This window comes from Aliirhizobium sp. YIM B11859 (assembly GCF_057163345.1).
Genome location: NZ_JBXHAY010000002.1, coordinates 1,061,957 through 1,087,463 on the forward strand (window position 1 = coordinate 1,061,957; position 25,507 = coordinate 1,087,463).

Here is a 25,507-nt window from a genome sequence, read left to right on the forward strand (position 1 = left end):
CGCAGGACGCGGACGGCATTATTCGACTATCACCTTCAGGGATCAGCCTTTAACGCTCTGTTAGCTACGCACCCTAGGTTTTCATTAATTATAACTTGTTGTCGATATTCTAATGAGCTTGGTGGAGAGAGCGCCATAAGACGGATGGCTTGAGAAACAAACTTGCCTTCTGCGGTTCAAATCCTTAGCTCCATTGCAACGATAAACCGCAGAACCCGATGGCGCAGAAAACCTCTCTTTCCCGGCTCAAGCTTACCGATTTCCGCAACTATTCGGCGGTCTCGCTTTCGCTTGACGCAAGGCATGTCGTGCTGACGGGGAACAACGGGGCTGGAAAAACCAATCTTCTCGAAGCGGTCTCCTTCCTTTCCCCGGGCAGAGGTCTCAGGCGGTCGGTGCTGGCCGAGGTGACACGGGTCGGTGCAGATGGCGGCTTCACCATCTTTGCCGATATTGACGGGATGGACGGCCAGGTGGCGGTCGGCACCGGGATCGAACCCGGCGAAGGCGAGAGCGTCAGCCGCAAGCTGCGCCTGAACGGCACGCCGGCCAAATCCACCGAGGAACTTACCGACCATTTGAACGTGCTATGGCTGACACCGTCGATGGACGGGCTGTTTACCGGCTCGTCATCGGACCGGCGCCGTTTCCTCGACCGCCTCGTTCTGTCGCTCGATCCGGCCCATGGGCGGCGGGCAAGCGATTTCGAACGAACCATGCGTAGCCGCAACAGGCTTTTGTCGGAAGGCCGTTTCGACCCCGCTTGGGTGACGGCGATCGAGGCGCAGATGGCCGAACTCGGCATCGCCATGGCCGCCGCCCGCCACGAGATGCTTGGCCTGCTGCAATCATTATCCGCCAATGCGGTCGAAACGCCATTCCCGACGCCTGTGCTGACGCTCGAAGGTTTCATGGATGGCCGGATGGACCGCCCGGCTGCCGATCTGGAGGATGATTATCTCGAGGCGCTGCGCAGCGGTCGTGGGCGCGACGCCGCCGCCGGCCGCACGCTGGACGGACCGCATCGCAGCGACCTTCTGGTGCGCCATGGCCAAAAGTATATCGAAGCCTCCCGCTGTTCCACCGGCGAACAGAAGGCCTTGCTGATCGGCCTGATCCTTGCCCATGCGCGGCTGACGGCCGACATGACCGGGTATGCGCCGATCCTGCTGCTCGACGAGATCGCCGCGCATCTCGACGAGGGACGGCGCGCGACCCTGTTCGATCTGGTCGACGGCCTGGGGGGACAGTCCTTCATGACCGGGACCGATCGTTCGATGTTTGCAGCGCTTGGCAAGCGGGCGCAATTCTTCACCGTCACCGGCGGCAGCGTGGCACAAGACAGTGACGGATAAGCCAGCTTACCGAAAACAGACGGCAATGTTATGATGGCCACTATGGAAAACCAGCCCGCAGACCCTGCCGCACCAGCCCTTAGCCAGGACGAGATCGAGCGTTACCGTCGCCATATCCTGCTGCCCGAGATCGGCGGAACCGGGCAACAGAAAATGAAGAATGCCCGCGTTCTCGTCATAGGTGCAGGTGGGCTCGGCGCACCGGTGCTTGAATATCTGGCGGCTGCCGGCATCGGAACGATCGGCATCGTCGACGACGACCGAGTGTCGCTTTCCAACCTGCAGCGGCAGGTCATCCACGATAGCGGAACGATCGGCGAAATGAAGACCCGCAGCGCGCGGGAAAAGATCAGCCGCCTCAATCCGCATGTTCGGGTGGTCGATTTCGAGGAACGTTTTTCGGAAGACTGGGCGGCACGCCACCTGCCGCGTTTCAATCTTCTCGTTGACGGGTCGGACAATTTCGATACGCGCTATGCTGCAGCCGACGCGGCGGAGGCTGCGAGGATGCCGCTCGTCAGCGGTGCAGTCGGACGTTTCGATGGCTCGCTGACGGTGCTGAAACCCTATGAGGCAGGGCCGGACGGTGCATTTTATCCGGGCTACCGGGACCTCTTTCCCGAAAAACCACCGGAGGGCCTCATTCCCGCCTGCGCCGAAGCCGGTGTGGTCGGAGCCTTGACCGGCGTCGTCGGCACATTGATGGCGATGGAGGTGATCAAGCTTGTCACCGGTATCGGCGAGCCGTTGCTCGGGCGATTGATGCTCTACGATGCGCTTTCAGCGCGGTTCGACGTGATCAGGTACAAGCGTGCAAAAAAGGCGACGTCAGATTGATCAGGATTGTCAGGATTGACGCCAATTTCGCTCGCTGGGACGAACTCATGGCCCTCATTCTCTCTTCCTTCGCCTATATGGATGGGGTGATCGACCCGCCGTCGTCAGCCCATCGGCTGACGCTCGCATCGCTGGCGCAGAAGGCCATCGACGAGATCGCCTTCGTCGCGCTGGAGAATGAAAAACTCGTCGGTTGCATGTTTCTCAGGCCCGAACCCGATTGCCTCTATGTCGGCAAGCTGGCCGTTGGGCCCGGCCAACAGGGCAAGGGGTTGGGCCGACAGATGCTGACGATGGCGGAAAAGGTCGCCGGGGAAAGGCATCTATCCGTCTTGCGCCTGGAAACCCGCATCGAGCTTACCGGCAACCACGACACGTTCGGCCGCTGGGGTTTTCGCAAGACCGCGGAAAAGTCCCATGCAGGGTTTGAGCGCGTTACTTTCATCGAGATGCAAAAGGCCTTGGCCTGAGCGAGAGGGTTTGCCGCATAAGGGCCTGGAACGCGGACAATCGACTTTGCGTGATTGGGTCAATTGCGCCCGGGCAGGACACGGTTGGGCGGTCGGTGACCGTCGAAAAAGGCCCGGATATTGATGATCACCTTGTCACCCATATCAATCCGGCCTTCGATCGTGGCCGATCCCATATGCGGCAGGAGCACGACCTTGCCCTGATTGGCGAGCTTGACGAGCTTCGGATTGATCGCCGGCTCGTTCTGATAGACGTCGAGCCCGGCGCCGGCGATCTTGTCATCGCGCAGAAGCTTAATCATCGCGACCTCGTCGATAATGTCGCCGCGGGCGGTGTTGACGACGATCGAGGTCGGCTGCATCAGCGCCAGCCGCCGCGCCGACATGAGATGGAAAGTCGCCGGTGTCGACGGGCAATTGACCGAGACGATATCCACCCGTGCCAGCATCTGGTCGAGACTGTCCCAATAGGTCGCTTCCAGTTCATCGACGATCGACTGGCTGGCCGGCTTGCGGTTGTGATAATGAATGGACAGGCCGAAAGCCTTGGCACGCCTGGCAACAGCGGTGCCGATACGGCCCATGCCGATGATCCCGATACGCTTGCCCCAAATACGGCGACCGAGCATCCAGGTCGGGCTCCATCCGGCCCAGTCATTCGGATTGTCGGTCAGGATGCGAGACCCTTCCGCAAGCCGCCGGTTGACGGCGAGAATGAGCGCCATCGTCATGTCGGCAGTGTCTTCGGTCAGCACGTTCGGCGTGTTGGTGACGGTAATGCCCCGCTCGGCCGCCGCGTCGACGTCGATATGATCGGTGCCGTTGGAAAATCCGGCAATCAGTTTCAGCTGCGGGCCGGCAGCAGCCAGGAGTTCGGCATCTATCCGGTCGGCGATCGTCGGCACCAGCACGTCGACGGTTGCCAGCGCCGCGGCCAGTTCTTCGCGCGAGCGTGGATGATCATCGATGTTCAGCTCGGCATCAAAGAGTTCCCGCATGCGGGTCTCGACGGCATCCGGCAGCTTTCGCGTGATGTAAACCCTGGGTCTTTTTTTCGCCGTCATAAATCCGCCACCGGAGTTTTAGCAGGTCATTAACCAAGTCGCGCGATAGTCGCTCCTATCCTCGGGCGTTCTAGCAGACCCATCGGCGAAGACAAACAAAACCTCGCAGCTGGCCTTGCAGCATATCCGCGGATCATCAGCCAGGATCCCCGCCATGCGCCGCCTCATAATCGTCATCGTAGCCATCTGCTTTCCTCTGATCGCGCTGCTGTCCGCAATCGTCCCGGTCTATGCACAGGGTGCCGCCAAAGGTGCGAGCGGCCTGCCCTTGCCACGGTTCGCCAGCCTGAAATCCAAGAAGGTCAATATCCGCATCGGGCCGAGCACCGATTATGCGGTGTCCTGGATGTATACGAAAGCAGGCGTGCCGATGGAAATCATCCAGGAATACGACAACTGGCGCCGGGTCCGCGATGCCGAAGGCACCGAAGGCTGGGTCAACCAGGCGCTGCTTTCCGGCGAGCGCACCGCCGTTGCCGCCCCGTGGATGCGCGGCAAGGGACAGGACATCTATGTCAATATGCGCCGCGACCCGCAGAATACTGCCGGCATCGTCGCCAAGCTTCAGCCTGGCGTCCAGCTGACCGTCAAGGAATGCAACGGCGACTGGTGCCAAGCGGAAACGAACGGCGCCGAGGGCTGGGTAGCCCAGGGCGAAGTCTGGGGTGTGTATCCCGGCGAAGCCTTTAAATAAGGCCTGCTTCGGAAGCCGTTTCCTTGAGCGACGCCATCGGCCGCGGTCCGATCTGCTGAATGACGACGGCAGCTGCGAGGCAGCCGAGCTTGCCGCAATCTTCAAGCGAACGGTCCTGCGTGTACCCATAAAGGAAGCCGGATGCGAAGAGATCGCCTGCACCGGTGGTATCGACCAGCTCCTCGATCGGGAAAGCCGCGATCTTCACTTTTTCATTGCCACGAACGACGATAGCGCCCTCTTCCGACATGGTGACGGCAGCAAGCTTGCAGTCGGCCGCGATCTTTCCAAGCGCCAGATCAAAGTCTTCCGTCTCGTAGAGTGACAGCAGTTCGTGCTTGTTGGCGAAGACGATATCGACAGTGCCGGATGTCATCAGGTCAAGGAATTCGGCGCGGTAACGGCCGACGCAGAAGGGATCGGAGAGTGTCATGGCGACTTGGCGGCCATGTTCATGGGCGATGCGGGCTGCCTCGCGGATGGCTTCCTTGGCGCGCGGCGGGTCCCACAGATACCCTTCGAAATAGGTGACCTTGGAATCGGCAACGACGTCTTCCTCGACATGTTCCGGTCCGAGCTCGACGCAGGCGCCGAGATAGGTGTTCATCGAACGCTCACCGTCAGGGGTGACGAAGATCATCGACCGCGCCGTCGGCGGGTTCACACCCTCCGGCCTGGTCTGGTAGTGAACGCCCTGGGCGCGGATGTCATGCTGGAAAATGCCGCCCAGCTGGTCTTCGGCAACCTTGCCGAAATAGGCTGCCTTGCCACCGAAACCGGCAATACCGGCGGCCGTGTTGCCCGCGGAGCCGCCGGAGGCCTCTACGGCAGGTCCCATCTTCGAGTAAAGAAGTTCGGCGCGATCCGCATCGATCAGGTTCATCGCGCCCTTGATGATCGCATTGTCTGCAAGAAAACCGTCATCACAGCGGGCAAGAATATCAACGATGGCATTACCGATGGTCAGCACGTCGAACTTTGGCATTCACTCTTCATCCTTCTGGCTGGAAGCTGCGCCATCGGTAGTGGGCTTTTCCATCGAAGGGAAGAAAAATGTCGCCCCGATCGCACGACGTTTCTTTCACCTCCGTCATGCGGCAGTCACGAACATCATCTAGCGTGCATATGTCCGGGTTGGTTGGCTGTCACGGATGTACTGGCAGTTAACTCCCGGATGTCCATCGATGCGAATAACCGGCAATCCGGCCGATCCCGCCCATAAGGGATCAAGGCACGGTTGCGCATGATGCATTTGTTGCTCGTACACTTATGCGATAGACGCATGGGACCATTCTTTCCCAAGGTCTGCACGTGTCTTCAGTTCTCGCCAATGTTCTTCCCGTCTTCATTCTTATCCTGCTCGGCTGGCTGATCGCCAAATCCGGTCTGCTGAAAGCAGAGACCGGTGATGCGCTCGGCGAGTTCGTCTTCAAGATCGCCGTCCCGATGCTGATCTTCCGCACGCTCGCGACGGCGCATTTCGAAGGCGTCTCTCCGTTTCGGCTCTGGTCGGCCTATTTCATCGGCGTCGCCATTACCTGGGCGGTCGGGGATCTGGTCACAAAACGAGTCTTCAGGCGCGATGCCAAGATCGCCGTGATCGCCGGCATGTCGGGCAGTTTCGCCAACAATGTGTTCATCGGCCTGCCGCTGGTTTCGCATGTCGTCGGACAGGATGGCCTTGTGGCGCTGTCGATCCTGCTTGCCATCCACCTGCCGATCATGATGATCGTCGGTACGATCCTGATGGAGGGAGCTGCCGCGAAAGTCGATGGTACGGCCGCACGCGGATTGCCGGCAGTGCTGAAACAGGTCGGATCAAACCTTGTCCGCAATCCTCTCGTCATCGCGCTGGTGCTCGGGCTCATCGTCAATCTTTCGGCGATCCCGATGGCCTCGCCGGTCGCCATGGTGGTCGACCAGATTGCCGCATCGGCAAGCCCCGCCGCGCTGATCTCGATCGGCATGGCGCTGACCCGCTACCCGATCAAGGGCGACCTTGGTCTTTCGAGCAGCGCTGCCGTATTAAAGCTGTTCCTGCTGCCGGCGTCGGTGTTCCTTGCCGCCCACATGCTCGATCTCAGGCCGGACTGGACGGCGGCGCTGGTCCTGACCTCATCGGTTCCGACCGGGATCAATGCCTGGCTGATCGCCCAACGGTTCCGCTCGGGCCAGAGCCTTGCTGCCTCGGTGATCAGCATCACCACCGCCTTCGGTGTCGCCTCCGTCAGTCTCTGGGCATGGCTGCTGACCTGATACGCCAGCCGGTGCCGAAACGTAAAAACGCCCGGACATGCCGGGCGTTTTGCTATGCGTTCGCGAGATCGCTTCAGTTCGTCGCGGGAGCCGGTGCATTCGGATCCGGCAGCGGCAGCGGGCTGTCGGACTGCTCGCGGATATAGGCGAGCAGATTGGCGCGTTCCTTGTCGTTCTTGAGACCGGCGAAACCCATTGCCGTGCCTTTCACGAAAGCCTTCGGCCCGGAGAGGAAATGGTTGAGATGATCGAAGGTCCAGGTTTCCTGGCCGCCCTTGGAAAATTCCTTCATGCCGGCGGAATAGGAAAACCCTTCATGGGTTGCCACCGGCCGTCCGACCACACCCCAGAGATCAGGCCCCACCTTGTTGGGCCCTCCCTTCTCGATGGAATGACAGCTCTGACACTTCTTGAAGACCGCAGCGCCTGCGCTTGCATCGGCGCTTGCCATTAATTGGCCGACCGGGACAACGGCGGCGGCCGTTTCGGCGCCAGCGGCGCCCGCAGCCGGCTCCTCAGCGGCAGCGATGGCAAAACCCGCCGTCACCGGCGCCGGAGAATGAAAAATGCCTTCCGATGCGATCGATACGGTCATCATCACGAAGACCGTGGCGAGCAACGCACCCACCGCCATGTTTACATATGAATTCATCAAAAGCTCCTTCCCGATAGCCGACTCCCTAGGCTAGATCAACTTCAGGTAAAAACGGCCATCTTGCAATCGCGCGGAAGCTATGTCTTTTGCCAAATCGTTGCAAACGGAAACAAAACTCGGCGAATGAGACTATTTGACACTCTTGACGCCGGAATGGAAAGCCTTCGATGACACAACCGGCAGAAGAAAAAACCCTGGTCCTCATCCCGGCGCGCATGGCCTCGACACGCCTGCCGAACAAACCGCTCGCCGATATCTGCGGACTGCCGATGATCGTTCAGGTGGCCAAGCGCGCAGCGGAAGCCAAGGCCGGCCGGGTCGTCGTCGCCGTCGACGAACAGGTCGTCTTCGACGTCGTCAAATCGGCCGGTTTCGATGTCGTCATGACAAGGCAGGATCACCAGTCCGGCTCCGACCGCATCTTTGAAGCGCTGCAGAAGGCCGATCCGGAGAAAAAGGCCGAGTTCATCATCAACGTCCAGGGCGACCTGCCGACGATCGAGGCGGATGTCGTCCGCGCTTCACTTCGCCCGCTGCTTGAAAACGCCTCCACTGATATCGCGACACTGACGGTCGAGATCACCGACGAACACGAAAAGGCCAATCCGAATGTGGTCAAGATCGTCGGCTCGCAAATTGCCGACACACGGTTGAAGGCACTGTATTTTACACGTGCGACCGCACCTTACGGCGACGGTCCGCTTTATCACCATATCGGCCTCTACACCTATCGGCGTGCTGCACTGGAAAAATTTGTCGCGCTCGGGCCGTCGCCGCTTGAGCTGCGCGAGCGGCTGGAGCAATTGCGGGCGCTTGAGGCCGGCATGCGGATCGACGCGGAGATCGTTCGCTCGATCCCCCTTGGCGTCGACACCCCGGCCGATCTCGAAAAGGCCCGCGCCATTCTTTCTTCACGCCAATCCTGACGAGGCTGTCATGTCGACGATCACCAACCGCATCTCTTTCCAGGGTGACTACGGCGCCAATTCCGACATGGCCTGCCGGGACATGTTTCCCGATATGGAGCCCCTGCCCTGCGCCACCTTCGAGGACGCCTTCCAGGCGCTGGAAAGCGGCGAGGCGGATCTTGCGATGATCCCGATCGAAAACACGATTGCCGGACGCGTCGCTGATATCCATACGCTGCTGCCGGAATCTCGCCTGCATATTGTCGGCGAATATTTCATGCCGATCCGCTTCCAGCTGATGGTCCTGCCGGGCGTCACGCATGACGAGATCCGCACCGTCCACAGCCATATCCATGCGCTCGGACAGTGCCGCAAGATCATCCGCTCGAACGGCTGGAAGGCCGTGGTCGCCGGCGATACTGCGGGTGCTGCCAAGATGGTGGCGGAAAAGGGCGACCGGTCGATGGCCGCACTTGCCCCGCGTCTGGCCGCCGATCTCTACAAACTCGAAATTCTGCAGGAAAACGTCGAGGACACGGAAAACAACGTCACCCGCTTTGTCGTCCTGTCGCGTGACGAGAAATGGGTGCAGCGCAACGAGCAAGACGACGTCATCGTTACCACCTTCGTATTCAACGTGCGCAATATTCCGGCTGCCCTCTACAAGGCGATGGGCGGTTTTGCGACCAACGGCATCAACATGACGAAGCTCGAAAGCTACCAGCTGGGTGGCAAGTTCGTGGCGACGCAGTTTTATGCCGATATCGAAGGGCATCCGGACGACGCCCCGGTACGCCGGGCGCTGGAGGAACTGCGCTTCTTTTCCGAGAAGGTGCGTATTCTCGGGACCTACAAGGGCCACCCGATGCGCGGGGCGCTGCAGAAGGCGTAAAGCCCAAGGCGAGGCACCACAGCCACGGTAGATCGGCGGAAAGGCGGCGTTGCAAAACGCCGCCTTCCTGCGTTCAGGCGACTTCGGTCCTTGTGTAAACGCGCAGACGGTGACCATCGGGATCCGTCACCACGAACGTATAGCCGAAATCCATTTCTACCGGTGTCTGCAGCACCCGCAGCCCGCGGTTTGTCCATTCGGCATAGGTCCGATCGACTTCCGCAATGTTGCCGAGATGAACGCAGATTTCACTGCCACCGCTCTGTCCGGTGACCGCCGGCAGGGCCGTGTGGCGTGACCATAGGCCAAGTTTCATGCCGGTGGACAGAACGAAGAGCACGAAGGTGGGCGAGCTTTCGACAGGTTCCGTGCCCAGCAGGTCGCGATAAAATGCGGCACTGCCAAGCGGATTGTCGACGAAGAGAATAGTGAAATCAGGGTGAACCATGTCAGCACTCCTTGTTGAGACTGACCGGAGATTATCGTGGCCTGCTGTCAAATTCTGTCAGCAGCAATCCAGAGCAATCCCAGCAAAAATGGAACTGGAATTGCGCAGAAACTTCTCTAGCCCGGCATTGGAATGCCCTCTGCCTTTCGCCATTGCCCAAGCAGTACCGCGCGACGGCGCGCATAGCGTTTTCCGGTTGAAACCGCAGAGACCATACGATCCGTGCGAAAATGGCGGAACCCCTGGCGCAACTCGCACCAGGCGACCATCACCCGAACACTATCGAAAAAGCCGAGCGCAAAAGGCCAGACACGACGCTGCGTCAGTACGCCCTTTTCATCCGCGTAGGCGAGGTCAAGCATGTGTTCGGCGCGGATCGCCTTGCGGATCATCGCCAGATCGGTCTTGTCCTCCCGGCTCCGCGGAGTGGCCACGAGCAGCGTGGAATTGTCGATCTCTTCCTTCAGCTCCGGTGGCAGGACCGCCGCAATCTTCTGCAGTGCATCCACGGCCCCGGCCGCCAGTCTCGGGTCGGCCATTTGCGCAACCCAGCGGGAGCCGAGCACAAGCGCCTCTATCTCTTCCTGGGAAAACATCATCGGCGGCAGCATGAAGCCCGGCTTGAGGACATAACCAAGCCCTGCCTCGCCTTCTATCAAGGCGCCTTGCGCCTGCAGGCTGGCAATATCGCGATAGAGCGTACGCAGACTGACGCCGGTTTCACCGGCAAGCGTCGCACCGCTGACCGGTTGTCGATAGCGCCGCAGAACCTGAAGCAAGATAAGCAGTCGCTCCGAGCGCGCTACGGTCATGAAACCCTCTGTTTCTCGGCGGCGCGCAACGAAGCCACGGGCGAGACCGCTCAGGCCACGCCCGAGCCTTCACCCGCCCAGTCGATCCAATCCTTCATCAGCCGGTAGGCGATTGCGCCGCTGGCCGGACCGAAAGGTTTGACGTCGGGGCCGGCATCCAGCATCGCCTTCACCTCGTCGCGGGTGAACCAGCGGACATCCGACATTTCCTGGATGTCGATGACGATCTCCGTCGATACCGCCTCGGAATAACAGCCGATCATCAGCGAATGCGGCATCGGCCACGGCTGCGAAGCGTGGTAGCGGACCCGGCCGACCTCTATGCCGGACTCTTCGACGGTCTCGCGGCGAACGGCACTCTCGATCGTCTCTCCCGGCTCAACGAAGCCTGCGAGGCAGGAATACATGCCCTCCTGGAAATGGTGGCTGCGACCGAGAAGGCAGCGATCATTCTCGACGTCGACCGTCAGCATGATCACCACCGGGTCGGTGCGCGGGAACATCATGTGCTGGCATGCGGTGCAGACGCGCTTGTAACCGCCGATCTTCATTTCGGTCGGCGAGCCGCATTTGCCACAGAAGCGGTTGGCCGCATTCCAGGCCAGAAGCGAGATTGCCTGGGCGACTTCGCCCTGCAATTCGCCGTCGAGCAGCGCCTCGCGATAAAGCGCGCGGGCGTCGGTCGGCTTGTAGTGGCCAGCCAGTTCCTCCGCCTCGACCAGAACGGGCACGGCGATGCGCGGCTCGCCCGTTTCGCGATAACCGAGCAGAACGGCACTATCGAAATCCGGCTTGAGCCCGGCCAGCTCATAGCCTGTGAACAACGGATCGAGAATCTGCTCGTCATGCTTGAGGATCAGCTTGCCGCCGGTGAAGGCAAGAATATGGGTACCCTCCACCGCCAGGGCCTCGGCGACGCAATCGTCAGCGCGGTATTCCGCCCGCCGGTCAAGGCGGTTGCCGGAAAAGGCGGTCAGATTGCCGGGCTCGGGATGGGGGGCATCCGATTCGAAAAGGTCTTTTGTCATGATGCGAGATTTTCCGTCAGGCTTTTGATCAGCGATTGCTTGCGGGCATCTTGATAGGTTTCAGCCTGGCCAAAACCCCAGATCGGGCCGGGCCAGTTGGGATCACCGTCGAAACGTGCGACGATATGCACGTGCAGCTGGCGGACGATGTTGCCGATCGCCGCAACATTGATCTTTTCCGCAGACGTCGCCTTTTTCAGCGCCGCCGCCACCATGTTGGTTTCGAATGTCAGGAGCGCCTGGTCGAGCGGGGTCAAATCGAACAGTTCGCTCATGCCGTTGCGCTGCGGCACCAGCATGAACCAGGGCCAGCGACTATCCTTCATCATTCGAAGCTGACAGAGGCCGAGGCTCGCCACCAGCTCGGTATCCTTCGCCAGCCGTGCATCCAGTTCAAAGCTGCTCAAGCGTTCCTCCCGGCATTTTCGTTGTTATGGTTTTCGACGCTGATAGTTTTTTACAGGGTTGGCTTGCATTTGGAAGCATTATTGCCGATATGTGCGGCGGGAGGTTGGTGGTGGACGAGCCACTCGCCAACCGGGTCAGGTCCGGAAGGAAGCAGCCCTAACGAGCCAGGCACGGGTCGCCGTGCCAGCCTCCCACCTTCTCATCTTGGTCAACATCCGGCCCGGTCAAGATCGCCTGACAGCCGGAATGGCCCGTACAGGCGGCCTTTCGGCCTATAGTCAGGACCTTATGAGCGACAGCGGGCCGACATCATCCACTCCCCTTTCGACGGCTCCGGCCGGCAGCGCTTACCGGGTGCTTGCCCGCAAGTATCGCCCGAAGGATTTTTCCGACCTGATGGTCGGCCAGGAGCCGATGGTAAGAACGCTGACCAACGCGTTCGAGACCGGCCGTATTGCCCAGGCCTATATGCTGACCGGCGTGCGCGGGGTGGGCAAGACGACCACCGCCCGCATCCTTGCCCGCGCGCTGAATTACAAGACCGCCGAGATCGACCGTCCGACGATCGACCTGCGTGAGCCCGGCGAACATTGCCAGGCGATTATGGAAGGCCGCCATGTCGACGTGATCGAAATGGACGCCGCCTCCCATACGGGCATCGACGATATTCGCGAGATCATCGAGCAGGTGCGCTACCGTCCGGTTTCGGCGCGCTACAAGGTCTATATCATCGACGAAGTGCACATGCTCTCGACGCAGGCCTTCAACGGCCTGCTGAAGACGCTCGAAGAGCCACCGGAACATGTGAAATTCATCTTCGCGACGACGGAAATCCGCAAGGTTCCGATCACGGTCCTGTCGCGCTGCCAGCGCTTCGACCTGCGCCGTATCAGTGCGGCCGACCTCGTCGGGCTGTTCACCACCATTCTCGAAAAGGAAGGCGTTCCGGCCGAACAGGAAGCGCTGGCGATGATCGCCCGTGCCGCCGAGGGTTCGGCGCGCGACGGCCTGTCCTTGCTCGACCAGTCGATCGCCCATGGCGGCGGCAGCGTGCATGCGGATACGGTGCGCGGCATGCTGGGCCTTGCCGACCGCGCCCGGATCGTCGATCTGTTCGAGCATGTCGTGAAGGGTGATATCACAGCGGCACTTTCGGAGTTCAACGCACAATACGAGGCGGGTGCGAACCCAGTTGTGGTGCTGACGGATCTGGCAGATTTCACCCATCTCGTCACCCGCTTCAAATACATACCCGAGGCCGCCGACGATCCTTCACTGAGCGAAGTGGAGCGGTTGCGTGGCCGGGAATTTTCCGAGAGCGTCGCGGTCAGCGCGCTGTCGCGCATCTGGCAGATGCTGCTCAAGGGCATTCCGGAGGCCGAAGCTTCTTCTCGCCCGGCGGGTGCTGCCGAAATGGTGCTGATCAGGCTGACACATGCCGCATCGTTGCCCTCGCCCGAGGACGCTGCACGGCGGCTTGCCGATTTTGCCAATGGCGAAAGCCAGGGTGTGCCGAATGGCGGCGGCAATGGACGGGGAGCACCGACGGGGCAAGGCCCGCAGGCATCGGTCAACGCCCGCGGCATGGAGATGGGCGGGCACGGCCCAATATCGAGGGGGCCGGCCTCCGGCGGTCCAACTGCCATGCTGCAGGCCGTGCCGAACACCATGCCCCGGGAGATGGCCGTCGGCCGGATCGAAGAACGCCCCTCCGAGAAGCCGGAGCCGAAAGTACCTGTCCGGTCGCTGCTCGATATCGTCGACCTCTGCACCCAGAACAAGGATCCAAGGCTGAAGGCCCTGGTGCGTAATTTCGTGCATCTGGTGAAGATCGAACCCGGCCGGCTCGACATCCGCATGACCAGCAATGGTCCCGGCACGCTGCCCGGCGAAATCGGCGTCAAGCTGAAGGAATGGACCGGCACCCACTGGATCGTTTCGGTCAGCAAGGAAGCCGGTGAGCCGACGCTGGTCGAAGCTGACGCGAACGCCCGAGAAGCGCGGCTTACCGATGCGCGTTCCGATCCGGATATTATCGCGATCCTGTCGCAATTTCCCGGCGCGAAGATCACCGATGTCAGGATCCGTGCGATGGAAGATGACACCGAAATCGAGGATGCTCCGGCACCGGCAACCGTGGAATCCGCCGAGGGCGACATCCTGCCCGGCGACGACATCGAACTATAAGAGAAGAGGAAAAACCGATGCGCGACATCATGGGCATGATGGGCAAGGTCAAGGAAATGCAGGCCAAGATGGAGAAGATGCAGGCGGATATCGCCGCTCTCGAAGTCGAGGGAACTGCCGGCGGCGGTCTCGTGACCGTCAGGATGAACGGCAAGGGCGAGATGCTTGGCCTCAAGCTCGATCCGTCGCTGTTCAAGGAAGACGATGTCGAAATTCTCGAAGACCTGATCGTTGCCGCCCACAAGTCGGCCAAGGACCGGGCCGAGCAGATCACCGCCGAAAAGACCAAGGAACTGACCGCCGGCCTGCCGATCCCGCCCGGCATGAAGCTGCCGTTCTAAAAATTATACCTTACGCCGATGACATTGGCGTTCGAGCCGCCATGCATGTCGCCGAGAGTGCCCCAGGCGCCGGAGCGATGATGCAGGCGCCAGAAAACTTCGAGCTCCGGCCGTGAGACGGAGCTGAAACTCAATTCCGGCCCCAGATAAAAGAGCGTGCTGGCATCGCCATCGCGCTCTTCCTCGTTCTTCTTCTCGCGGCCGTCCATCGTTTCGGTGACGTGGCTGAGGCCGAAGGTGAAAGATGGAATGATGCGGAGCGTGTTGGCGATCTCGATTGCGTCGTAACGACCAACCACGCCGCCCCAGATCTCGGCATTGGTATTGCCGCCGAACCTGCCGGCAAGGCCCGCTTCCAGACCGAGCTTCACATCGCCGATGCTATAGGGAAAAAACTGGTAACCGAGGCCGAAAATCGGATGATCCTCGTAACCAACGCCGAACGGGTTGGTCGCCTCGTCCATCGAGCCGTCGACCATCGCCCCACCAAAGGCAAAGACGGATTGATCCGGATTTTTCTCCTGCGCAAAGGCGGTACCGACCGCAACGACCTGCGCCATGAGTGCACCGGAGAAAAGACCGAAAGGGATGCGTCTCAAAAAACCCATACAAAGCTCCGCATAACCGTCAACCAAGCGGTATAGAGCCTGATCCAATGGTGACCACATCACCATATGTCACGGTTTGGTTATCATTGGCTTTATTAGCATGACTGCCTCCCGCTTCGGGCTTTGGCTGCGTTCACGCGTCAAACATCGCCCTCAAGCGGCTGCCGATCGGCACGCCGAGAAAGCGCGCCCTCTGGCTTTCGGAAAGACGCGTTCCGGTTGCGGCCAGCAGTTCGGAAAGCAGGACCCGGTCACCGTCATAAAGATCGTGACGAACAGCAGCCTGCGGATATACCACGCCTTGCTGGAGAACCCGGCAATAGATACCAGGGCGGCCGGCGTTGAAGAAAGACTTCGGAAATCCGGCGTTGCCCATCTTCACTGCCAGGGTGTTGCAGGGCAGGCGCGGACAAGTCGCTTCAAGCGTGACGTCACCGACCTGAAAGCGGTCTCCCGCCGCCACGTCGCGATTGTCTAGCCCCTCTATGACAAGATTTTCGCCAAACATGCCAAACGGCACATCCCGGCCAAGTTCGGCCGCCCACCATTCCAGCGTCAGCGATCCTTCAAGCAGGATCGCCTGATCCGGGCCCCCGTGATGTTTCTTGTTGCAGACCGCATCTCCGACAAGGCCAAACGGATCGATCATCACCGGACCATGGACCGGCATTTTGTGAATGCCGCTCTTGTAGCTTTTGCCGGTCAACCTTTGCGCATTGCCCATGCAGATGGCGAGAAGTTTCATGCGGCCTCGTTCTTCGGTATTTCCGTTCAACCGACATATGGGCTAAAGGGGGACCATGGCAAAGCGAGTCACCGGTCCCGAAATCGAAAAACTTATCCAGCTGCTGGCGAAGGTTCCGGGCCTGGGCCCCCGATCGGCGCGCCGGGCGGCACTGCATCTGATCAAGAAGAAGGACCAGCTGCTTGGTCCCCTGTCGCATGCCATGGGCGAAGCCTATGACAAGGTGAAGATCTGCTCGCGTTGCGGCAATGTCGATACATCCGATCCCTGCACCGTGTGCACCGACATCCGCCGCGACCAGTCGACGCTGATCGTCTGCGAGGACGTTTCCGACTTGTGGGCACTGGAGCGGGCCGGGGCAATGAATGCCGCCTATCACGTTCTCGGCGGCACGCTGTCGCCGCTCGACGGCGTCGGTCCCGATGACCTGAATATCCGCGCGCTCGTCGACCGGGTCAGCGAAGGTGCGGTCAAGGAGATCATCATTGCGGTCAATGCCACCGTCGAAGGGCAGACCACGGCCCATTACATTACCGACCAGCTTGCCGATTTCGACGTCAAGATCACAAGGCTGGCGCATGGCGTGCCGGTCGGCGGCGAACTCGACTATCTCGACGAGGGCACGCTGACGGCGGCACTCAGGGCGCGTACGGCGATCTAGGAGGAATGATGCGCAGGACATTTCTGGCTCTGGCGGCCCTGGCTTCGCTTCTTCCCTTCCCCGCTTCCGCCCAGAACAGGCCGGATGTGGAAAAACAGTTCCAGCGATGGATCGCCGGCGATCTTGGCCCTGAAGCGCGCAAGGCCGGCATATCGGAACGCACGATCCAGACCGCATTCAAGGGCGTGACACTGAATTGGGACCTACCGGATCTTGTGCCGCCCGGTTCCAAACCACCGCAACAGCAGGACCAGAGCCAGGCCGAGTTTTCCTCGCCGGGCGCCTATTTCTCCGAAAAGCGCCTTCAGGGACTGGCTGCAACCGGCCGCGGTCTGGCCTCCACCTATGCTTCGACACTCAAGCAGATCGAGGCGGCTTACGGCGTTCCCGGCGAGATCGTGGTGGCGATCTGGGGCCGGGAAACCGGTTTCGGCAAGGCGAAGCTTCCCTATTCGGCGATCGACGTGCTGGCAACCAAGGCCTTCATGTCGACCCGCAAAGACATGTTCCGGACGGAATTGATTGCGGCGCTGACGATGATCCAGCGCGGCGATGTCAGTGCCTCGGCAATGAAGGGATCATGGGCCGGTGCGCTCGGCCAGCCGCAGTTCATGCCGACGAGCTATCTCAAATATGCCGTCGATTTCGACCGCGACGGGCATCCCGACATCTGGAACTCGGTGCCTGACACGCTGGCGTCCATCGCCCACTATCTTCAGCTCAAAGGCTGGCAACGCGGCCGCGACTGGGGTTTCGAAGTATCCATTCCATCACACGTCAGTTGCGCACAGGAAGGCCCTGATCTCGCCAAGCCGATTTCCACCTGGGTATCGACCGGGATTACCCGCATTACAGCCAAGCCATTCCCGTCTTCGGAACTCAAGGCACAGGGGATGATGCTTCTGCCAGCGGGAAGAAACGGACCGGAATTCGTCGTCACGCCGAATTTTTATGTGCTGAAGGAGTACAACAACTCGGACCTCTACGCGCTGTTCATCGGCAATCTCGCTGATCGCATCGCCCACGGCGCGGGACCATTTGAGGCTTCCTGGGGTGACGTCGGCAAGATGCTGCGCTCCGACGTGCTTGCCATGCAGAAGGCACTTGTTTCGAAGGGATATGATGTCGGCAATGTCGACGGACTTCCCGGATTCAAGACGCGCCGTTCGCTCGGCGACTGGCAGGCGAAGGCGGGCATTTCGCCGACCTGCTATCCGGATGCGTCGCTGAAGGCGAAGCTCAGGTAAACACCGCCCCACCCAACGCGCATTTCTTCATCCCGAAACCGCAACCGCTTTCGGGAGACATACGCTAGTGGTGCAGGTCGATATGCGGTTTGTGGAAGATGTCGTCGCTCGGCGGAATCGCCTGACGCTCGATCATGCGATGCACGCGCGGCCCGTCCACTCCCTTGTGCAGTTGGCGGATGGCATCCCAGATCTCGGCATCGATCTGCAGCCGGCGCTGATTGTGCCGGAGATAGTCCGCCCAGGTTGCCGTGTGATAGGTCTCGGTCCAGAGATCGGTCTGTTCCAGATCGCGCATCAATGCCCATTGGCGGGCGCCATCGCGAATGCGCACCCGCCGCCGGCGCGCCATCAGCGTCAGAAATTCGGGAATATCCTTGTCGTCGATCTCGTAATCGATCTGCAGCACGATCGGTCCGCTTCGTGGTTTCAGATCGAGCCGCAGCATCGGTTCGTTGAACCGGTTGAGCGGGCTCAGGTCCAGATCGGTGAACTGCGGCAGCGGCGAACGGATGCCGGCAAGCGCTCCGGCCAGCGTCGCGAGGCTGGCAAGCGTCAGGGCGACCGAGACGCCGAGTTCTTCAGCGGCAACGCCCCAGATCCAGCTGCCGGCGGCAATACCGCCGAACGTGGCGGTCTGGTAGAACGACAAAGCCCGGCCGACGACCCAGCGCGGCGTGGAGAGTTGTACAGTGGTGTTGAACAGCGACAGCGCCAGAACCCAACAGGCACCAGGGACAAGCAGAACGAGCGAGGTCAACCAGATATTGCTGCTGAGGCCGATCGTGGCGGAGCTTGCGGCAAAGCCGAGAAAAGCGAACTGCACGATCCTTTCGCTCGATAGCCTTTCCCGCAGCCTGGCATTGGCCATGGCGCCGCCCACGGCGCCCAATCCGAAGGCGCCGAGCATGATGCCGTAAGTCAACGGCCCGCCATCAACGAGATCCCGCGCCACGATCGGCAGCAGGGCCAGAATGACGCTCGCGGAAAAACCGAACAGAAGCCCGCGAAACAGCACGTTGAGGATGTTCGGCGACATGGTGACGTAACCGAGCCCGGCCAAAAGCGCCTGGCCCATGGTCTCGCGCGGCAGGGCGTCATCCCGCCTCTCGGGTTTCCAGCGCAACAACGCATACATCAGCGCAATATAGCTTGCTGCATTGACCGCGAAAGCGGCGGCAGCGCCGGCTGCGGCTACAACGATGCCGCCGATCGCCGGGCCGACGCTTCTGGTTATATTGAAACCAACACTGTTCAGCGTCACGGCCTGCGGAAGCATGTCCCTTGAGACGATGTCGCCGACCGAGGCCTGCCACGAAGGATTGTTGAGCGCCACTCCGCAGCCGAGCAGAAAGGTGAATAGCAGCAGCAGCCACGGCGTCAGCAGACCGAGATAGGCAAAGGCCGTAAGCGCGATCGACACGACAAGCATGAAGACCTGGGCCGTCAGCATCAGGCTGCGCCGATTGTAATTATCGGCCAGTGCGCCGGCGATCAGCGAAAACAGCATTATCGGCAGGGCGGTCGAAGCCTGCACCAGGGCGACCATGTCCTGCGAGTTGGAGATCGACGTCATCATCCAGGCGGCGCCGACGGCCTGTATCAATCCGCCGAAATTCGACGCAATGCTCGCGATCCATATCGTACGGAAGGTCTGGTTCTTGAACGGCGCGAGTGTTGCTATCCTGTCCGGCACGATGTGGCCCTGGCTCCTCTTTCGGGTCTGTTGATCGGTTATAGACTTCAAGCCGGCCAATTCCAGCGCCCCGCCCGAGAAAATCTGCAAGCCTTGCAATTGCCGGTCCAAGCGCGTATATGCAGCCCATATTCTTGATCGTCCGATGAAGAGTGGGCCCTCCCGGACCCGCTCTTTTTTGTTAGGCGATCACTTCAACCCGCATCGACGACGCGGGCATTGAACCGGAGAGCTTATGCAGCAGACAGACCACGAGCCGCGTCTCATCATCGAGACTGGCCTCGACCTGAGGGTCGCCGAGATCATCGAGCCGGTATTGGCCGCAATGGATTACCAGCTGGTCCGGGTACGCATGCTCAACCAGAACGGCATGACGCTGCAGATCATGGCCGAACGCCTCGACGGCACGATGGATGTCGAGGGCTGCGAGGCCGTGTCCGTGGCGATCTCACCCGTTCTTGATGTGGAAGATCCGATCGATCGCGAGTATCATCTCGAAGTGTCTTCGCCCGGCATCGACCGGCCGATGGTGCGCAAGTCGGATTTCACCCGCTGGACCGGACATCTGGTGAAATGCGAAACGTCGATCATGATCGACAACCGCAAGCGGTTTCGCGGCAAGATTGCCGAAGTCAACGACGAGGGTTTCACCATCGAGCGGGACCAGGTCGCCTATGGCGAGGAACCCCGGGTGACGATCCCGTTCTCGGCTCTTTCCGAGGGCAAGCTGATCCTGACCGACGATCTGATCCGCGATGCGCTGAGGGCTGACAAGCTCGCCAAGCAGCAGGCGGCGAACCAGAACGACGAAGCCGAAGACGAAGAATAACAGACCAACACACTGGCCTTGGCCCTCGAGGGGTAAAAAGGCCGCCAGAATTGGACCTACGGAGACCAACGAAAATGGCAGTGAGCGCAAACCGGCTTGAACTTCTGCAGATCGCAGATGCTGTGGCCCGCGAAAAGGTCATCGACCGCGAAATCGTGCTGGCCGCGATGGCCGACGCCATCCAGAAGGCTGCCCGCTCGCGTTACGGTTCGGAAACAAACATCCGCGCCGACATCAATTCAAAGACCGGCGAAATCCGGCTTCAGCGCCTGCTGGAAGTCGTCGAGGTCGCCGAAGACTACGGCACGCAGATCCCGCTGACGCTGGCCCGCGACCGCAATGTCGACGCCAAGATCGGCGACTTCATCGCCGATCCGCTGCCGCCGATGGATTTCGGCCGCATCGCCGCCCAGTCGGCAAAGCAGGTCATCGTGCAGAAGGTTCGCGAAGCCGAACGGGACCGCCAGTTCGACGAGTTCAAGGATCGCGTCGGCGAGATCGTCAACGGTTCGGTCAAGCGCGTCGAATATGGCAACGTGATTGTCGACCTCGGCCGTGGCGAAGGCATCATCCGTCGTGACGAAATGATCCCGCGCGAAAACATGCGCTACGGCGATCGCGTCCGTGCCTATGTCTATGACGTCCGTCGCGAACAGCGCGGCCCGCAGATTTTCCTGTCGCGTACCCATCCGCAATTCATGGTGAAGCTGTTCACCATGGAAGTTCCGGAAATCTACGACGGCATCATCCAGATCAAATCGGTTGCCCGTGATCCGGGTTCGCGCGCCAAGATCGCCGTCATCTCCAACGATTCGTCGATCGATCCGGTCGGCGCCTGCGTCGGTATGCGCGGCAGCCGCGTCCAGGCCGTCGTCGGCGAGCTTCAGGGCGAAAAGATCGACATCATTCCGTGGTCCCAGGATCCGGCATCGTTCATCGTCAACGCCCTGCAGCCGGCTGAAGTCGCCAAGGTCGTTCTTGACGAAGACGCAGAGCGTATCGAAGTCGTGGTGCCGGACGAGCAGCTGTCGCTGGCCATCGGCCGCCGCGGCCAGAACGTTCGCCTCGCTTCCCAGCTGACCGGCTGGGACATCGATATCATGACGGAAGCCGAAGAATCGGAGCGCCGCCAGAAGGAATTCAACGAGCGCACCAACCTGTTCATGGACGCGCTGGACGTGGACGAGATGGTCGGCCAGGTGCTTGCTTCCGAAGGCTTCGCCCAGGTCGAGGAACTCGCCTATACCGATCTCGAGGAAATCTCCTCGATCGACGGCTTCGACGAAGATACCGCCAACGAGATCCAGACACGCGCCCGCGAATATCTGGAGCGCATCGAGGGTGAAAACGACGCCAAGCGCATCGAGCTCGGCGTCACCGACGAGCTGAAGCAGATCAACGGCCTCACCGCCCAGATGCTGGTCGCTCTTGGCCAGGAAGGCATCAAGACAATCGAGGACTTTGCCGGCTGCGCCGCAGACGATCTCGTCGGCTGGTCGGAACGCAAGGACGGCGAGACGAAGAAGTTCGAAGGTACGTTCTCGAAATTCGACGTTTCCCGCGTCGAAGCCGAAAACATGATCGTCCAGGCCCGTCTGCTTGCAGGCTGGATCACCGAAGCCGATCTTGCCACGGAAGAAGAAGAGATCGCTGAGGAAGAGGCCGCAGCCGCTGATCAGGAATGATCACGGCCGGCAACCAGACGGATGACGCAGATGCAGTCGACGATCCTCGGGACGATGAGTGGCCGGACGATTTCGTCGTGAACGACCGCACCTGCATCGTCACCCGCGAGGCGACCAGCCCGGAAGCGCTGATCCGCTTCGTCCGGGCTCCCGACGGAAGCGTTGTACCGGACCTGAAGCGTCAGCTTCCCGGACGTGGCTGCTGGGTTCGCGCCGAACGGCAGCTTATCGACCGCGCGGTCAAGAAGCAGCTTTTTGCACGGGCGCTCAAGAGCGACGCCAAGGCGGCTGCCGATCTGGGCGCCCTCGTTGACCGGCTGCTGGTGGCAGACCTTGCCGGCATGATGAACCTGGCGCGCAAGGCTGCCCAGTTCGTCAAGGGTGCTGCAAAGGTGGATGCCGCGGTTCGCAGCGGTGCCGCGATCGCTGTGTTTCACGCTTCTGATGCGGCGGCGGACAGCGTCAGAAAAATAGACCAGGCCCGCAAGGCCTGGAGACTCGGAACCGAGTCGGAAGAAGACATTCCGTCCTTTTCGCTGCTCACCGCAGCGGAATTGGACGAAGTGATGGGCGAGAATGCTTTTATCCATGCTTGCGCGCTTGCAGGGCAGGCGGGTGAGGGTGTAGTGAAGCGCGCAAACCTACTTGAACAGTACCGCAAGGGCGGTCTGTCCCAGACAAAAGGTGTCGCTGACATGCCGAAACAATGACGCGGTCACCGGCTTTAGCCGGACGCACATCGATATGTATGAGTTGAACGACAGGTCCTGATGGTTTTCATCCGTTCCTGTACGAAGGAACAGGAACGGAATGACGGATAACAAAGACGACAAGACATTCGGCGCCAAGAAGACCCTTTCGCTCAAGCCATCCGGCATGAGCCAGGGTACCGTGCGTCAGGATATGGGTCGTGGTCGCACCAAGGCAGTCGTCGTCGAAACGGTAAAGCGCCGCCCGACCCGCCCGCAGGACGAAAAGCCGATCACACCGATCACCACGCCGGCTGCCCCGGCACCACGTCCGGTCGAAGCCGCTGCACCAGCAGCTCCGCAGGCTCCCGCCGCACCGGCAGCGGTCGTTGCAGCACCTCAGGCCCGCGCTCCGCAGCCTGCTCCGCAAGCACAGCGCCCGGCTCCGCAGCAGGGACAGCGTCCCGGTTCTCACCAGGGCCAGCCGCATAACCAGCGCCAGGGGCAGCCTCAGGGCCAGCGCCCCAACCACCAGCAGGGCCAGCGCCCCCAGCAATCCAGCCAGCCGCATCGCCCGCAGCGTCCGAACGTTCTTCATGATCTCTCCGCAGGCGAGATGGAAGCCCGTCGCCGCGCATTGATGGAAGCGCAGGCCCGCGACGTCGTCGAAGCCAAGCAGCGCGCCGAGGACGAAATCCGCCGCCAGGCCGAGGAAGAACGCCGCAAGGTAGAGGAAGCTGCAGAAGCTGCACGCCGTGCGGCCGAACCGCAGCCAGAGCCGGAACCCGAACCGGTCGCCGCAGCGCCGGCTCCGGCCGTTGCCCGGACCTCCGACCGGGCAACGGCCGGACGCCCGCAGGATTCCCAGGCTCCCCGCCCAGGTGCCGGCGCTCCCGCAGCGCAGCCTGGGGCCGTACGCGGCCGCCGCGGTAACGAAGAAGAAGAAGAACGTAGCCCTACCCGTCCCGCCGCACCGGGTCGTGGCCGTGTGGCCACTCCTCCGCCGGCAAAGCCGCCGGCACGTCCGAAGGGCGATGAAGGTCGCCGCCAGGGCAAGCTGACGATCGGCACCGCAGGCGTTGACGATGACGGCAGCGCACGCGGCCGCTCGATGGCGGCAATGCGCCGTCGGCAGGAAAAATTCCGCCGCAGCCAGATGCAGGAAACCCGCGAAAAGGTTATTCGCGAAGTCATCCTGCCTGAGACCATTACCATTCAGGAACTGTCGCAGCGCATGTCCGAACGCGCGGTCGACGTCATCAAGTACCTGATGAAGGAAGGCCAGATGATGAAGCCGGGCGACGTCATCGACGCCGACCTTGCCGAACTCATCGCCGGTGAATTCGGCCATACCGTCAAGCGCGTTTCGGAATCCGACGTTGAAGAAGGTATCTTCAACATTGCCGACGATGCCGGTGAAATGGTTTCGCGTCCTCCGGTCGTGACGATCATGGGTCACGTCGACCACGGCAAGACCTCGCTGCTCGACGCGATCCGTCAGGCAAACGTGGTTTCGGGCGAAGCCGGTGGCATCACCCAGCATATCGGTGCCTATCAGGTCGAACAGAACGGCCAGAAGATCACCTTCATCGACACCCCCGGTCACGCCGCCTTCACGGCCATGCGTGCCCGTGGTGCACAGGCGACGGATATCGCGATCCTGGTGGTTGCAGCCGACGACAGCGTAATGCCGCAGACGATCGAATCGATCGCCCATGCCAAGGCAGCCGGCGTTCCGATCATCGTTGCGATCAACAAGATCGACAAGCACGAAGCCAACCCGGACAAGGTCCGTCAGCAGCTTCTGCAGCACGAAGTCTTCGTTGAATCGCTCGGTGGTGAAGTGCTCGACGTCGAAGTTTCGGCGAAGAACAAGACCAACCTCGACAAGCTGCTCGAAGCCGTTCTGCTGCAGGCCGAAATCCTCGACCTGAAGGCGGATCCGAGCCGTACGGCCGAAGGTACCGTGATCGAAGCACAGCTCGACCGTGGCCGTGGTGCGGTTGCGACCGTGCTGGTCCAGAAGGGTACGCTGAAGCCGGGCCAGATCATCGTTGCCGGCGATCAGTGGGGCCGCGTTCGCGCGCTCGTCACCGACAAGGGCGACCATGTCAAGGAAGCCGGTCCGGCCATGCCGGTCGAAGTGCTCGGCCTGTCCGGCACGCCTGCTGCCGGCGACAAGTTCGCCGTCGTCGAGAACGAAAGCCGTGCCCGCGAGATTTCCGAATATCGCCAGCGGCTTGCCCGTGACAAGGCGGTCGCTCGCCAGACCGGCCAGCGCGGTTCGCTCGAACAGATGATGAGCAAGCTGCAGAACACCGGCTACAAGGAATTCCCGCTGCTCATCAAGGGCGACGTGCAGGGTTCCATCGAAGCGATCATCGGTGCTCTCGACAAGCTCGGCACCGACGAAGTCCGGGCCCGCATCGTCCATTCCGGCGCCGGCGCCATCACCGAGTCGGATCTTTCGCTGGCCGAATCCTCCGACGCCGCGATCATCGGCTTCAACGTCCGTGCCAATGCACAGGCGCGTGCAGCCGCAGAACGTGCCGGTACCGAGATCCGCTACTACAACATCATCTACGATCTGGTGGATGACGTGAAGGCAGCGATGTCCGGTCTTCTTTCGCCGGAACGCCGCGAAACCTTCCTCGGCAATGCCGAAATCCTGGAAGTGTTCAACATCACCAAGACCGGCAAGGTTGCGGGTTGCCGCGTCGTCGAAGGCAAGGTCGAACGTGGTGCGGGCGTACGCCTGCTGCGCGACAACGTCGTCATCCACGAAGGCAAGCTCAAGACGCTCAAGCGCTTCAAGGACGAAGTCTCGGAAGTGCCGATGGGTCAGGAATGCGGTATGGCCTTCGAAAACTACGAGGATATCCGCGCCGGAGACGTCATCGAGTGCTTCCGCGTGGAACACATCACGCGCACGCTTTAAGCTTAGCATTTGTCATGTTACGAACCGCCGGGGAGCAATCTCCGGCGGTTTTCG

General features: G+C 61.0%; 25 protein-coding genes and 1 other RNA gene. 16 read left to right on the top strand and 10 right to left on the bottom strand.

The window, feature by feature from the left end; genetic code table 11:
• Positions 1 to 218: 218 nt before the first annotated feature.
• From recF to AC2GXZ_RS11360, 3 genes are read left to right on the top strand one after another with little or no spacing between them, the layout of a single operon-like run.
• A complete protein-coding gene (recF, locus tag AC2GXZ_RS11350; protein WP_483759241.1) occupies positions 219 to 1,355 on the top strand; it encodes a DNA replication/repair protein RecF in 1,137 nt (378 codons plus the stop codon).
• 33 nt (positions 1,356 to 1,388) lie between these two features.
• The gene (locus tag AC2GXZ_RS11355; protein WP_483759242.1) at positions 1,389 to 2,192 is read left to right on the top strand and encodes a molybdopterin-synthase adenylyltransferase MoeB; all 804 of its coding nucleotides are present in this window, start codon (positions 1,389 to 1,391) and stop codon (positions 2,190 to 2,192) included.
• Complete coding sequence (locus tag AC2GXZ_RS11360) at positions 2,192 to 2,662, top strand: GNAT family N-acetyltransferase (protein ID WP_483759418.1); 471 nt, start codon at positions 2,192 to 2,194, stop codon at positions 2,660 to 2,662. The genes AC2GXZ_RS11355 and AC2GXZ_RS11360 overlap by 1 nt, the downstream gene beginning before the upstream one ends.
• A gap of 59 nt (positions 2,663 to 2,721) precedes the next feature.
• On the opposite strand, the gene AC2GXZ_RS11365 is transcribed toward AC2GXZ_RS11360, so the two are convergent.
• Positions 2,722 to 3,726 (bottom strand): 2-hydroxyacid dehydrogenase, encoded by a 1,005-nt coding sequence (locus AC2GXZ_RS11365; RefSeq protein WP_483759243.1) that lies wholly within the window; start codon positions 3,724 to 3,726, stop codon positions 2,722 to 2,724.
• A 154-nt stretch (positions 3,727 to 3,880) separates the two neighbouring features.
• Between AC2GXZ_RS11365 and AC2GXZ_RS11370 the strand changes: the two genes are divergently transcribed.
• Positions 3,881 to 4,420, top strand: coding sequence for an SH3 domain-containing protein (locus tag AC2GXZ_RS11370; protein ID WP_483759244.1), 540 nt, complete (start codon positions 3,881 to 3,883; stop codon positions 4,418 to 4,420).
• On the opposite strand, the gene AC2GXZ_RS11375 is transcribed toward AC2GXZ_RS11370, so the two are convergent.
• A complete protein-coding gene (locus tag AC2GXZ_RS11375; protein ID WP_483759245.1) occupies positions 4,413 to 5,405 on the bottom strand; it encodes an adenosine kinase in 993 nt (330 codons plus the stop codon). The two genes, AC2GXZ_RS11370 and AC2GXZ_RS11375, sit on opposite strands and share 8 nt — an antisense overlap.
• Before the next feature lie 326 nt (positions 5,406 to 5,731).
• Here AC2GXZ_RS11375 and AC2GXZ_RS11380 point away from each other — a divergent pair, with 326 nt between their 5' ends.
• Positions 5,732 to 6,676, top strand: a complete 945-nt coding sequence (locus AC2GXZ_RS11380; protein ID WP_483759246.1) for an AEC family transporter — start codon at positions 5,732 to 5,734, stop codon at positions 6,674 to 6,676.
• A gap of 73 nt (positions 6,677 to 6,749) precedes the next feature.
• On the opposite strand, the gene AC2GXZ_RS11385 is transcribed toward AC2GXZ_RS11380, so the two are convergent.
• Positions 6,750 to 7,328, bottom strand: a complete 579-nt coding sequence (locus AC2GXZ_RS11385; protein ID WP_483759247.1) for a c-type cytochrome — start codon at positions 7,326 to 7,328, stop codon at positions 6,750 to 6,752.
• 170 nt (positions 7,329 to 7,498) lie between these two features.
• Here AC2GXZ_RS11385 and AC2GXZ_RS11390 point away from each other — a divergent pair, with 170 nt between their 5' ends.
• Both AC2GXZ_RS11390 and AC2GXZ_RS11395 read left to right on the top strand, forming a co-directional pair.
• The gene (locus AC2GXZ_RS11390; RefSeq protein ID WP_483759248.1) at positions 7,499 to 8,257 is read left to right on the top strand and encodes a 3-deoxy-manno-octulosonate cytidylyltransferase; all 759 of its coding nucleotides are present in this window, start codon (positions 7,499 to 7,501) and stop codon (positions 8,255 to 8,257) included.
• 10 nt (positions 8,258 to 8,267) lie between these two features.
• Positions 8,268 to 9,131 carry a prephenate dehydratase gene (locus AC2GXZ_RS11395; protein WP_483759249.1) on the top strand — a complete coding sequence of 288 codons (864 nt, stop codon included), beginning with the start codon at positions 8,268 to 8,270 and terminating at the stop codon, positions 9,129 to 9,131.
• 73 nt (positions 9,132 to 9,204) lie between these two features.
• Here the strand turns inward: AC2GXZ_RS11395 and AC2GXZ_RS11400 are convergent, their stop codons facing one another.
• The 4 genes from AC2GXZ_RS11400 to AC2GXZ_RS11415 form a co-directional block, all read right to left on the bottom strand.
• The gene (locus AC2GXZ_RS11400; RefSeq protein WP_483759250.1) at positions 9,205 to 9,579 is read right to left on the bottom strand and encodes a VOC family protein; all 375 of its coding nucleotides are present in this window, start codon (positions 9,577 to 9,579) and stop codon (positions 9,205 to 9,207) included.
• 116 nt (positions 9,580 to 9,695) lie between these two features.
• Positions 9,696 to 10,391, bottom strand: a complete 696-nt coding sequence (locus tag AC2GXZ_RS11405; protein WP_483759251.1) for a helix-turn-helix transcriptional regulator — start codon at positions 10,389 to 10,391, stop codon at positions 9,696 to 9,698.
• A gap of 50 nt (positions 10,392 to 10,441) precedes the next feature.
• On the bottom strand, positions 10,442 to 11,419 hold the full coding sequence (nudC, locus tag AC2GXZ_RS11410; protein WP_483759252.1) for an NAD(+) diphosphatase: 978 nt from the start codon (positions 11,417 to 11,419) through the stop codon (positions 10,442 to 10,444).
• Entirely contained in the window at positions 11,416 to 11,826 is a 411-nt protein-coding gene (locus tag AC2GXZ_RS11415; protein WP_483759253.1) for an HIT family protein, read from the bottom strand. The genes nudC and AC2GXZ_RS11415 overlap by 4 nt, the downstream gene beginning before the upstream one ends.
• A gap of 99 nt (positions 11,827 to 11,925) precedes the next feature.
• On the opposite strand from AC2GXZ_RS11415, the gene ffs reads away from it, so the two are divergent.
• The 3 genes from ffs to AC2GXZ_RS11430 all read left to right on the top strand — a co-directional run bounded on the left by ffs (position 11,926) and on the right by AC2GXZ_RS11430 (position 14,355).
• Positions 11,926 to 12,022, top strand: an RNA gene (gene ffs, locus AC2GXZ_RS11420) — signal recognition particle sRNA small type.
• Between the two features lie 93 nt (positions 12,023 to 12,115).
• Complete coding sequence (locus tag AC2GXZ_RS11425; protein ID WP_483759419.1) at positions 12,116 to 14,014, top strand: DNA polymerase III subunit gamma/tau; 1,899 nt, start codon at positions 12,116 to 12,118, stop codon at positions 14,012 to 14,014.
• Between the two features lie 17 nt (positions 14,015 to 14,031).
• The gene (locus AC2GXZ_RS11430) at positions 14,032 to 14,355 is read left to right on the top strand and encodes a YbaB/EbfC family nucleoid-associated protein (protein ID WP_483759254.1); all 324 of its coding nucleotides are present in this window, start codon (positions 14,032 to 14,034) and stop codon (positions 14,353 to 14,355) included.
• Here the strand turns inward: AC2GXZ_RS11430 and AC2GXZ_RS11435 are convergent.
• A complete protein-coding gene (locus tag AC2GXZ_RS11435) occupies positions 14,352 to 14,963 on the bottom strand; it encodes a hypothetical protein (protein WP_483759255.1) in 612 nt (203 codons plus the stop codon). The two genes, AC2GXZ_RS11430 and AC2GXZ_RS11435, sit on opposite strands and share 4 nt — an antisense overlap.
• A gap of 133 nt (positions 14,964 to 15,096) precedes the next feature.
• Positions 15,097 to 15,708, bottom strand: coding sequence for an MOSC domain-containing protein (locus AC2GXZ_RS11440; RefSeq protein ID WP_483759256.1), 612 nt, complete (start codon positions 15,706 to 15,708; stop codon positions 15,097 to 15,099).
• A gap of 55 nt (positions 15,709 to 15,763) precedes the next feature.
• Here AC2GXZ_RS11440 and recR point away from each other — a divergent pair, with 55 nt between their 5' ends.
• Together recR and AC2GXZ_RS11450 are read left to right on the top strand one after the other, a co-directional pair.
• Complete coding sequence (gene recR / locus AC2GXZ_RS11445) at positions 15,764 to 16,369, top strand: recombination mediator RecR (protein ID WP_483759257.1); 606 nt, start codon at positions 15,764 to 15,766, stop codon at positions 16,367 to 16,369.
• Between the two features lie 8 nt (positions 16,370 to 16,377).
• Positions 16,378 to 17,616 (top strand): lytic murein transglycosylase, encoded by a 1,239-nt coding sequence (locus AC2GXZ_RS11450; protein ID WP_483759258.1) that lies wholly within the window; start codon positions 16,378 to 16,380, stop codon positions 17,614 to 17,616.
• 64 nt (positions 17,617 to 17,680) lie between these two features.
• Here the strand turns inward: AC2GXZ_RS11450 and AC2GXZ_RS11455 are convergent, their stop codons facing one another.
• The gene (locus AC2GXZ_RS11455) at positions 17,681 to 19,312 is read right to left on the bottom strand and encodes an MFS transporter (protein ID WP_483759259.1); all 1,632 of its coding nucleotides are present in this window, start codon (positions 19,310 to 19,312) and stop codon (positions 17,681 to 17,683) included.
• 235 nt (positions 19,313 to 19,547) lie between these two features.
• Here AC2GXZ_RS11455 and rimP point away from each other — a divergent pair, with 235 nt between their 5' ends.
• From rimP to infB, 4 genes are all read left to right on the top strand, one after another.
• A complete protein-coding gene (gene rimP / locus AC2GXZ_RS11460) occupies positions 19,548 to 20,141 on the top strand; it encodes a ribosome maturation factor RimP (RefSeq protein ID WP_483759260.1) in 594 nt (197 codons plus the stop codon).
• Positions 20,142 to 20,215: 74 nt separating this feature from the next.
• Positions 20,216 to 21,826 carry a transcription termination factor NusA gene (gene nusA / locus AC2GXZ_RS11465; protein WP_483759261.1) on the top strand — a complete coding sequence of 537 codons (1,611 nt, stop codon included), beginning with the start codon at positions 20,216 to 20,218 and terminating at the stop codon, positions 21,824 to 21,826.
• Entirely contained in the window at positions 21,823 to 22,536 is a 714-nt protein-coding gene (locus AC2GXZ_RS11470; protein WP_483759262.1) for an RNA-binding protein, read from the top strand. The genes nusA and AC2GXZ_RS11470 overlap by 4 nt, the downstream gene beginning before the upstream one ends.
• Before the next feature lie 100 nt (positions 22,537 to 22,636).
• The gene (gene infB / locus AC2GXZ_RS11475) at positions 22,637 to 25,453 is read left to right on the top strand and encodes a translation initiation factor IF-2 (RefSeq protein WP_483759263.1); all 2,817 of its coding nucleotides are present in this window, start codon (positions 22,637 to 22,639) and stop codon (positions 25,451 to 25,453) included.
• The last annotated feature ends 54 nt before the right edge of the window (positions 25,454 to 25,507 follow it).

Excerpts from the sequence above, each read along its gene's own strand:
- AC2GXZ_RS11365 (WP_483759243.1), bottom strand. The coding sequence starts at position 3,726 with ATGACGGCGAAAAAAAGACCCAGGGTTTACATCACGCGAAAGCTGCCG.
- AC2GXZ_RS11390 (WP_483759248.1), top strand. The coding sequence starts at position 7,499 with ATGACACAACCGGCAGAAGAAAAAACCCTGGTCCTCATCCCGGCGCGC.
- nudC (WP_483759252.1), bottom strand. The coding sequence starts at position 11,419 with ATGACAAAAGACCTTTTCGAATCGGATGCCCCCCATCCCGAGCCCGGC.
- AC2GXZ_RS11370 (WP_483759244.1), top strand. The coding sequence starts at position 3,881 with ATGCGCCGCCTCATAATCGTCATCGTAGCCATCTGCTTTCCTCTGATC.
- nusA (WP_483759261.1), top strand. The coding sequence starts at position 20,216 with ATGGCAGTGAGCGCAAACCGGCTTGAACTTCTGCAGATCGCAGATGCT.
- AC2GXZ_RS11435 (WP_483759255.1), bottom strand. The coding sequence starts at position 14,963 with ATGGGTTTTTTGAGACGCATCCCTTTCGGTCTTTTCTCCGGTGCACTC.
- rimP (WP_483759260.1), top strand. The coding sequence starts at position 19,548 with ATGCAGCAGACAGACCACGAGCCGCGTCTCATCATCGAGACTGGCCTC.
- AC2GXZ_RS11395 (WP_483759249.1), top strand. The coding sequence starts at position 8,268 with ATGTCGACGATCACCAACCGCATCTCTTTCCAGGGTGACTACGGCGCC.
- AC2GXZ_RS11425 (WP_483759419.1), top strand. The coding sequence starts at position 12,116 with ATGAGCGACAGCGGGCCGACATCATCCACTCCCCTTTCGACGGCTCCG.
- AC2GXZ_RS11355 (WP_483759242.1), top strand. The coding sequence starts at position 1,389 with ATGGCCACTATGGAAAACCAGCCCGCAGACCCTGCCGCACCAGCCCTT.
- infB (WP_483759263.1), top strand. The coding sequence starts at position 22,637 with ATGACGGATAACAAAGACGACAAGACATTCGGCGCCAAGAAGACCCTT.
- AC2GXZ_RS11400 (WP_483759250.1), bottom strand. The coding sequence starts at position 9,579 with ATGGTTCACCCTGATTTCACTATTCTCTTCGTCGACAATCCGCTTGGC.
- AC2GXZ_RS11385 (WP_483759247.1), bottom strand. The coding sequence starts at position 7,328 with ATGAATTCATATGTAAACATGGCGGTGGGTGCGTTGCTCGCCACGGTC.
- AC2GXZ_RS11450 (WP_483759258.1), top strand. The coding sequence starts at position 16,378 with ATGCGCAGGACATTTCTGGCTCTGGCGGCCCTGGCTTCGCTTCTTCCC.
- recF (WP_483759241.1), top strand. The coding sequence starts at position 219 with ATGGCGCAGAAAACCTCTCTTTCCCGGCTCAAGCTTACCGATTTCCGC.
- AC2GXZ_RS11375 (WP_483759245.1), bottom strand. The coding sequence starts at position 5,405 with ATGCCAAAGTTCGACGTGCTGACCATCGGTAATGCCATCGTTGATATT.
- AC2GXZ_RS11440 (WP_483759256.1), bottom strand. The coding sequence starts at position 15,708 with ATGAAACTTCTCGCCATCTGCATGGGCAATGCGCAAAGGTTGACCGGC.
- AC2GXZ_RS11430 (WP_483759254.1), top strand. The coding sequence starts at position 14,032 with ATGCGCGACATCATGGGCATGATGGGCAAGGTCAAGGAAATGCAGGCC.
- recR (WP_483759257.1), top strand. The coding sequence starts at position 15,764 with ATGGCAAAGCGAGTCACCGGTCCCGAAATCGAAAAACTTATCCAGCTG.
- AC2GXZ_RS11405 (WP_483759251.1), bottom strand. The coding sequence starts at position 10,391 with ATGACCGTAGCGCGCTCGGAGCGACTGCTTATCTTGCTTCAGGTTCTG.
- AC2GXZ_RS11470 (WP_483759262.1), top strand. The coding sequence starts at position 21,823 with ATGATCACGGCCGGCAACCAGACGGATGACGCAGATGCAGTCGACGAT.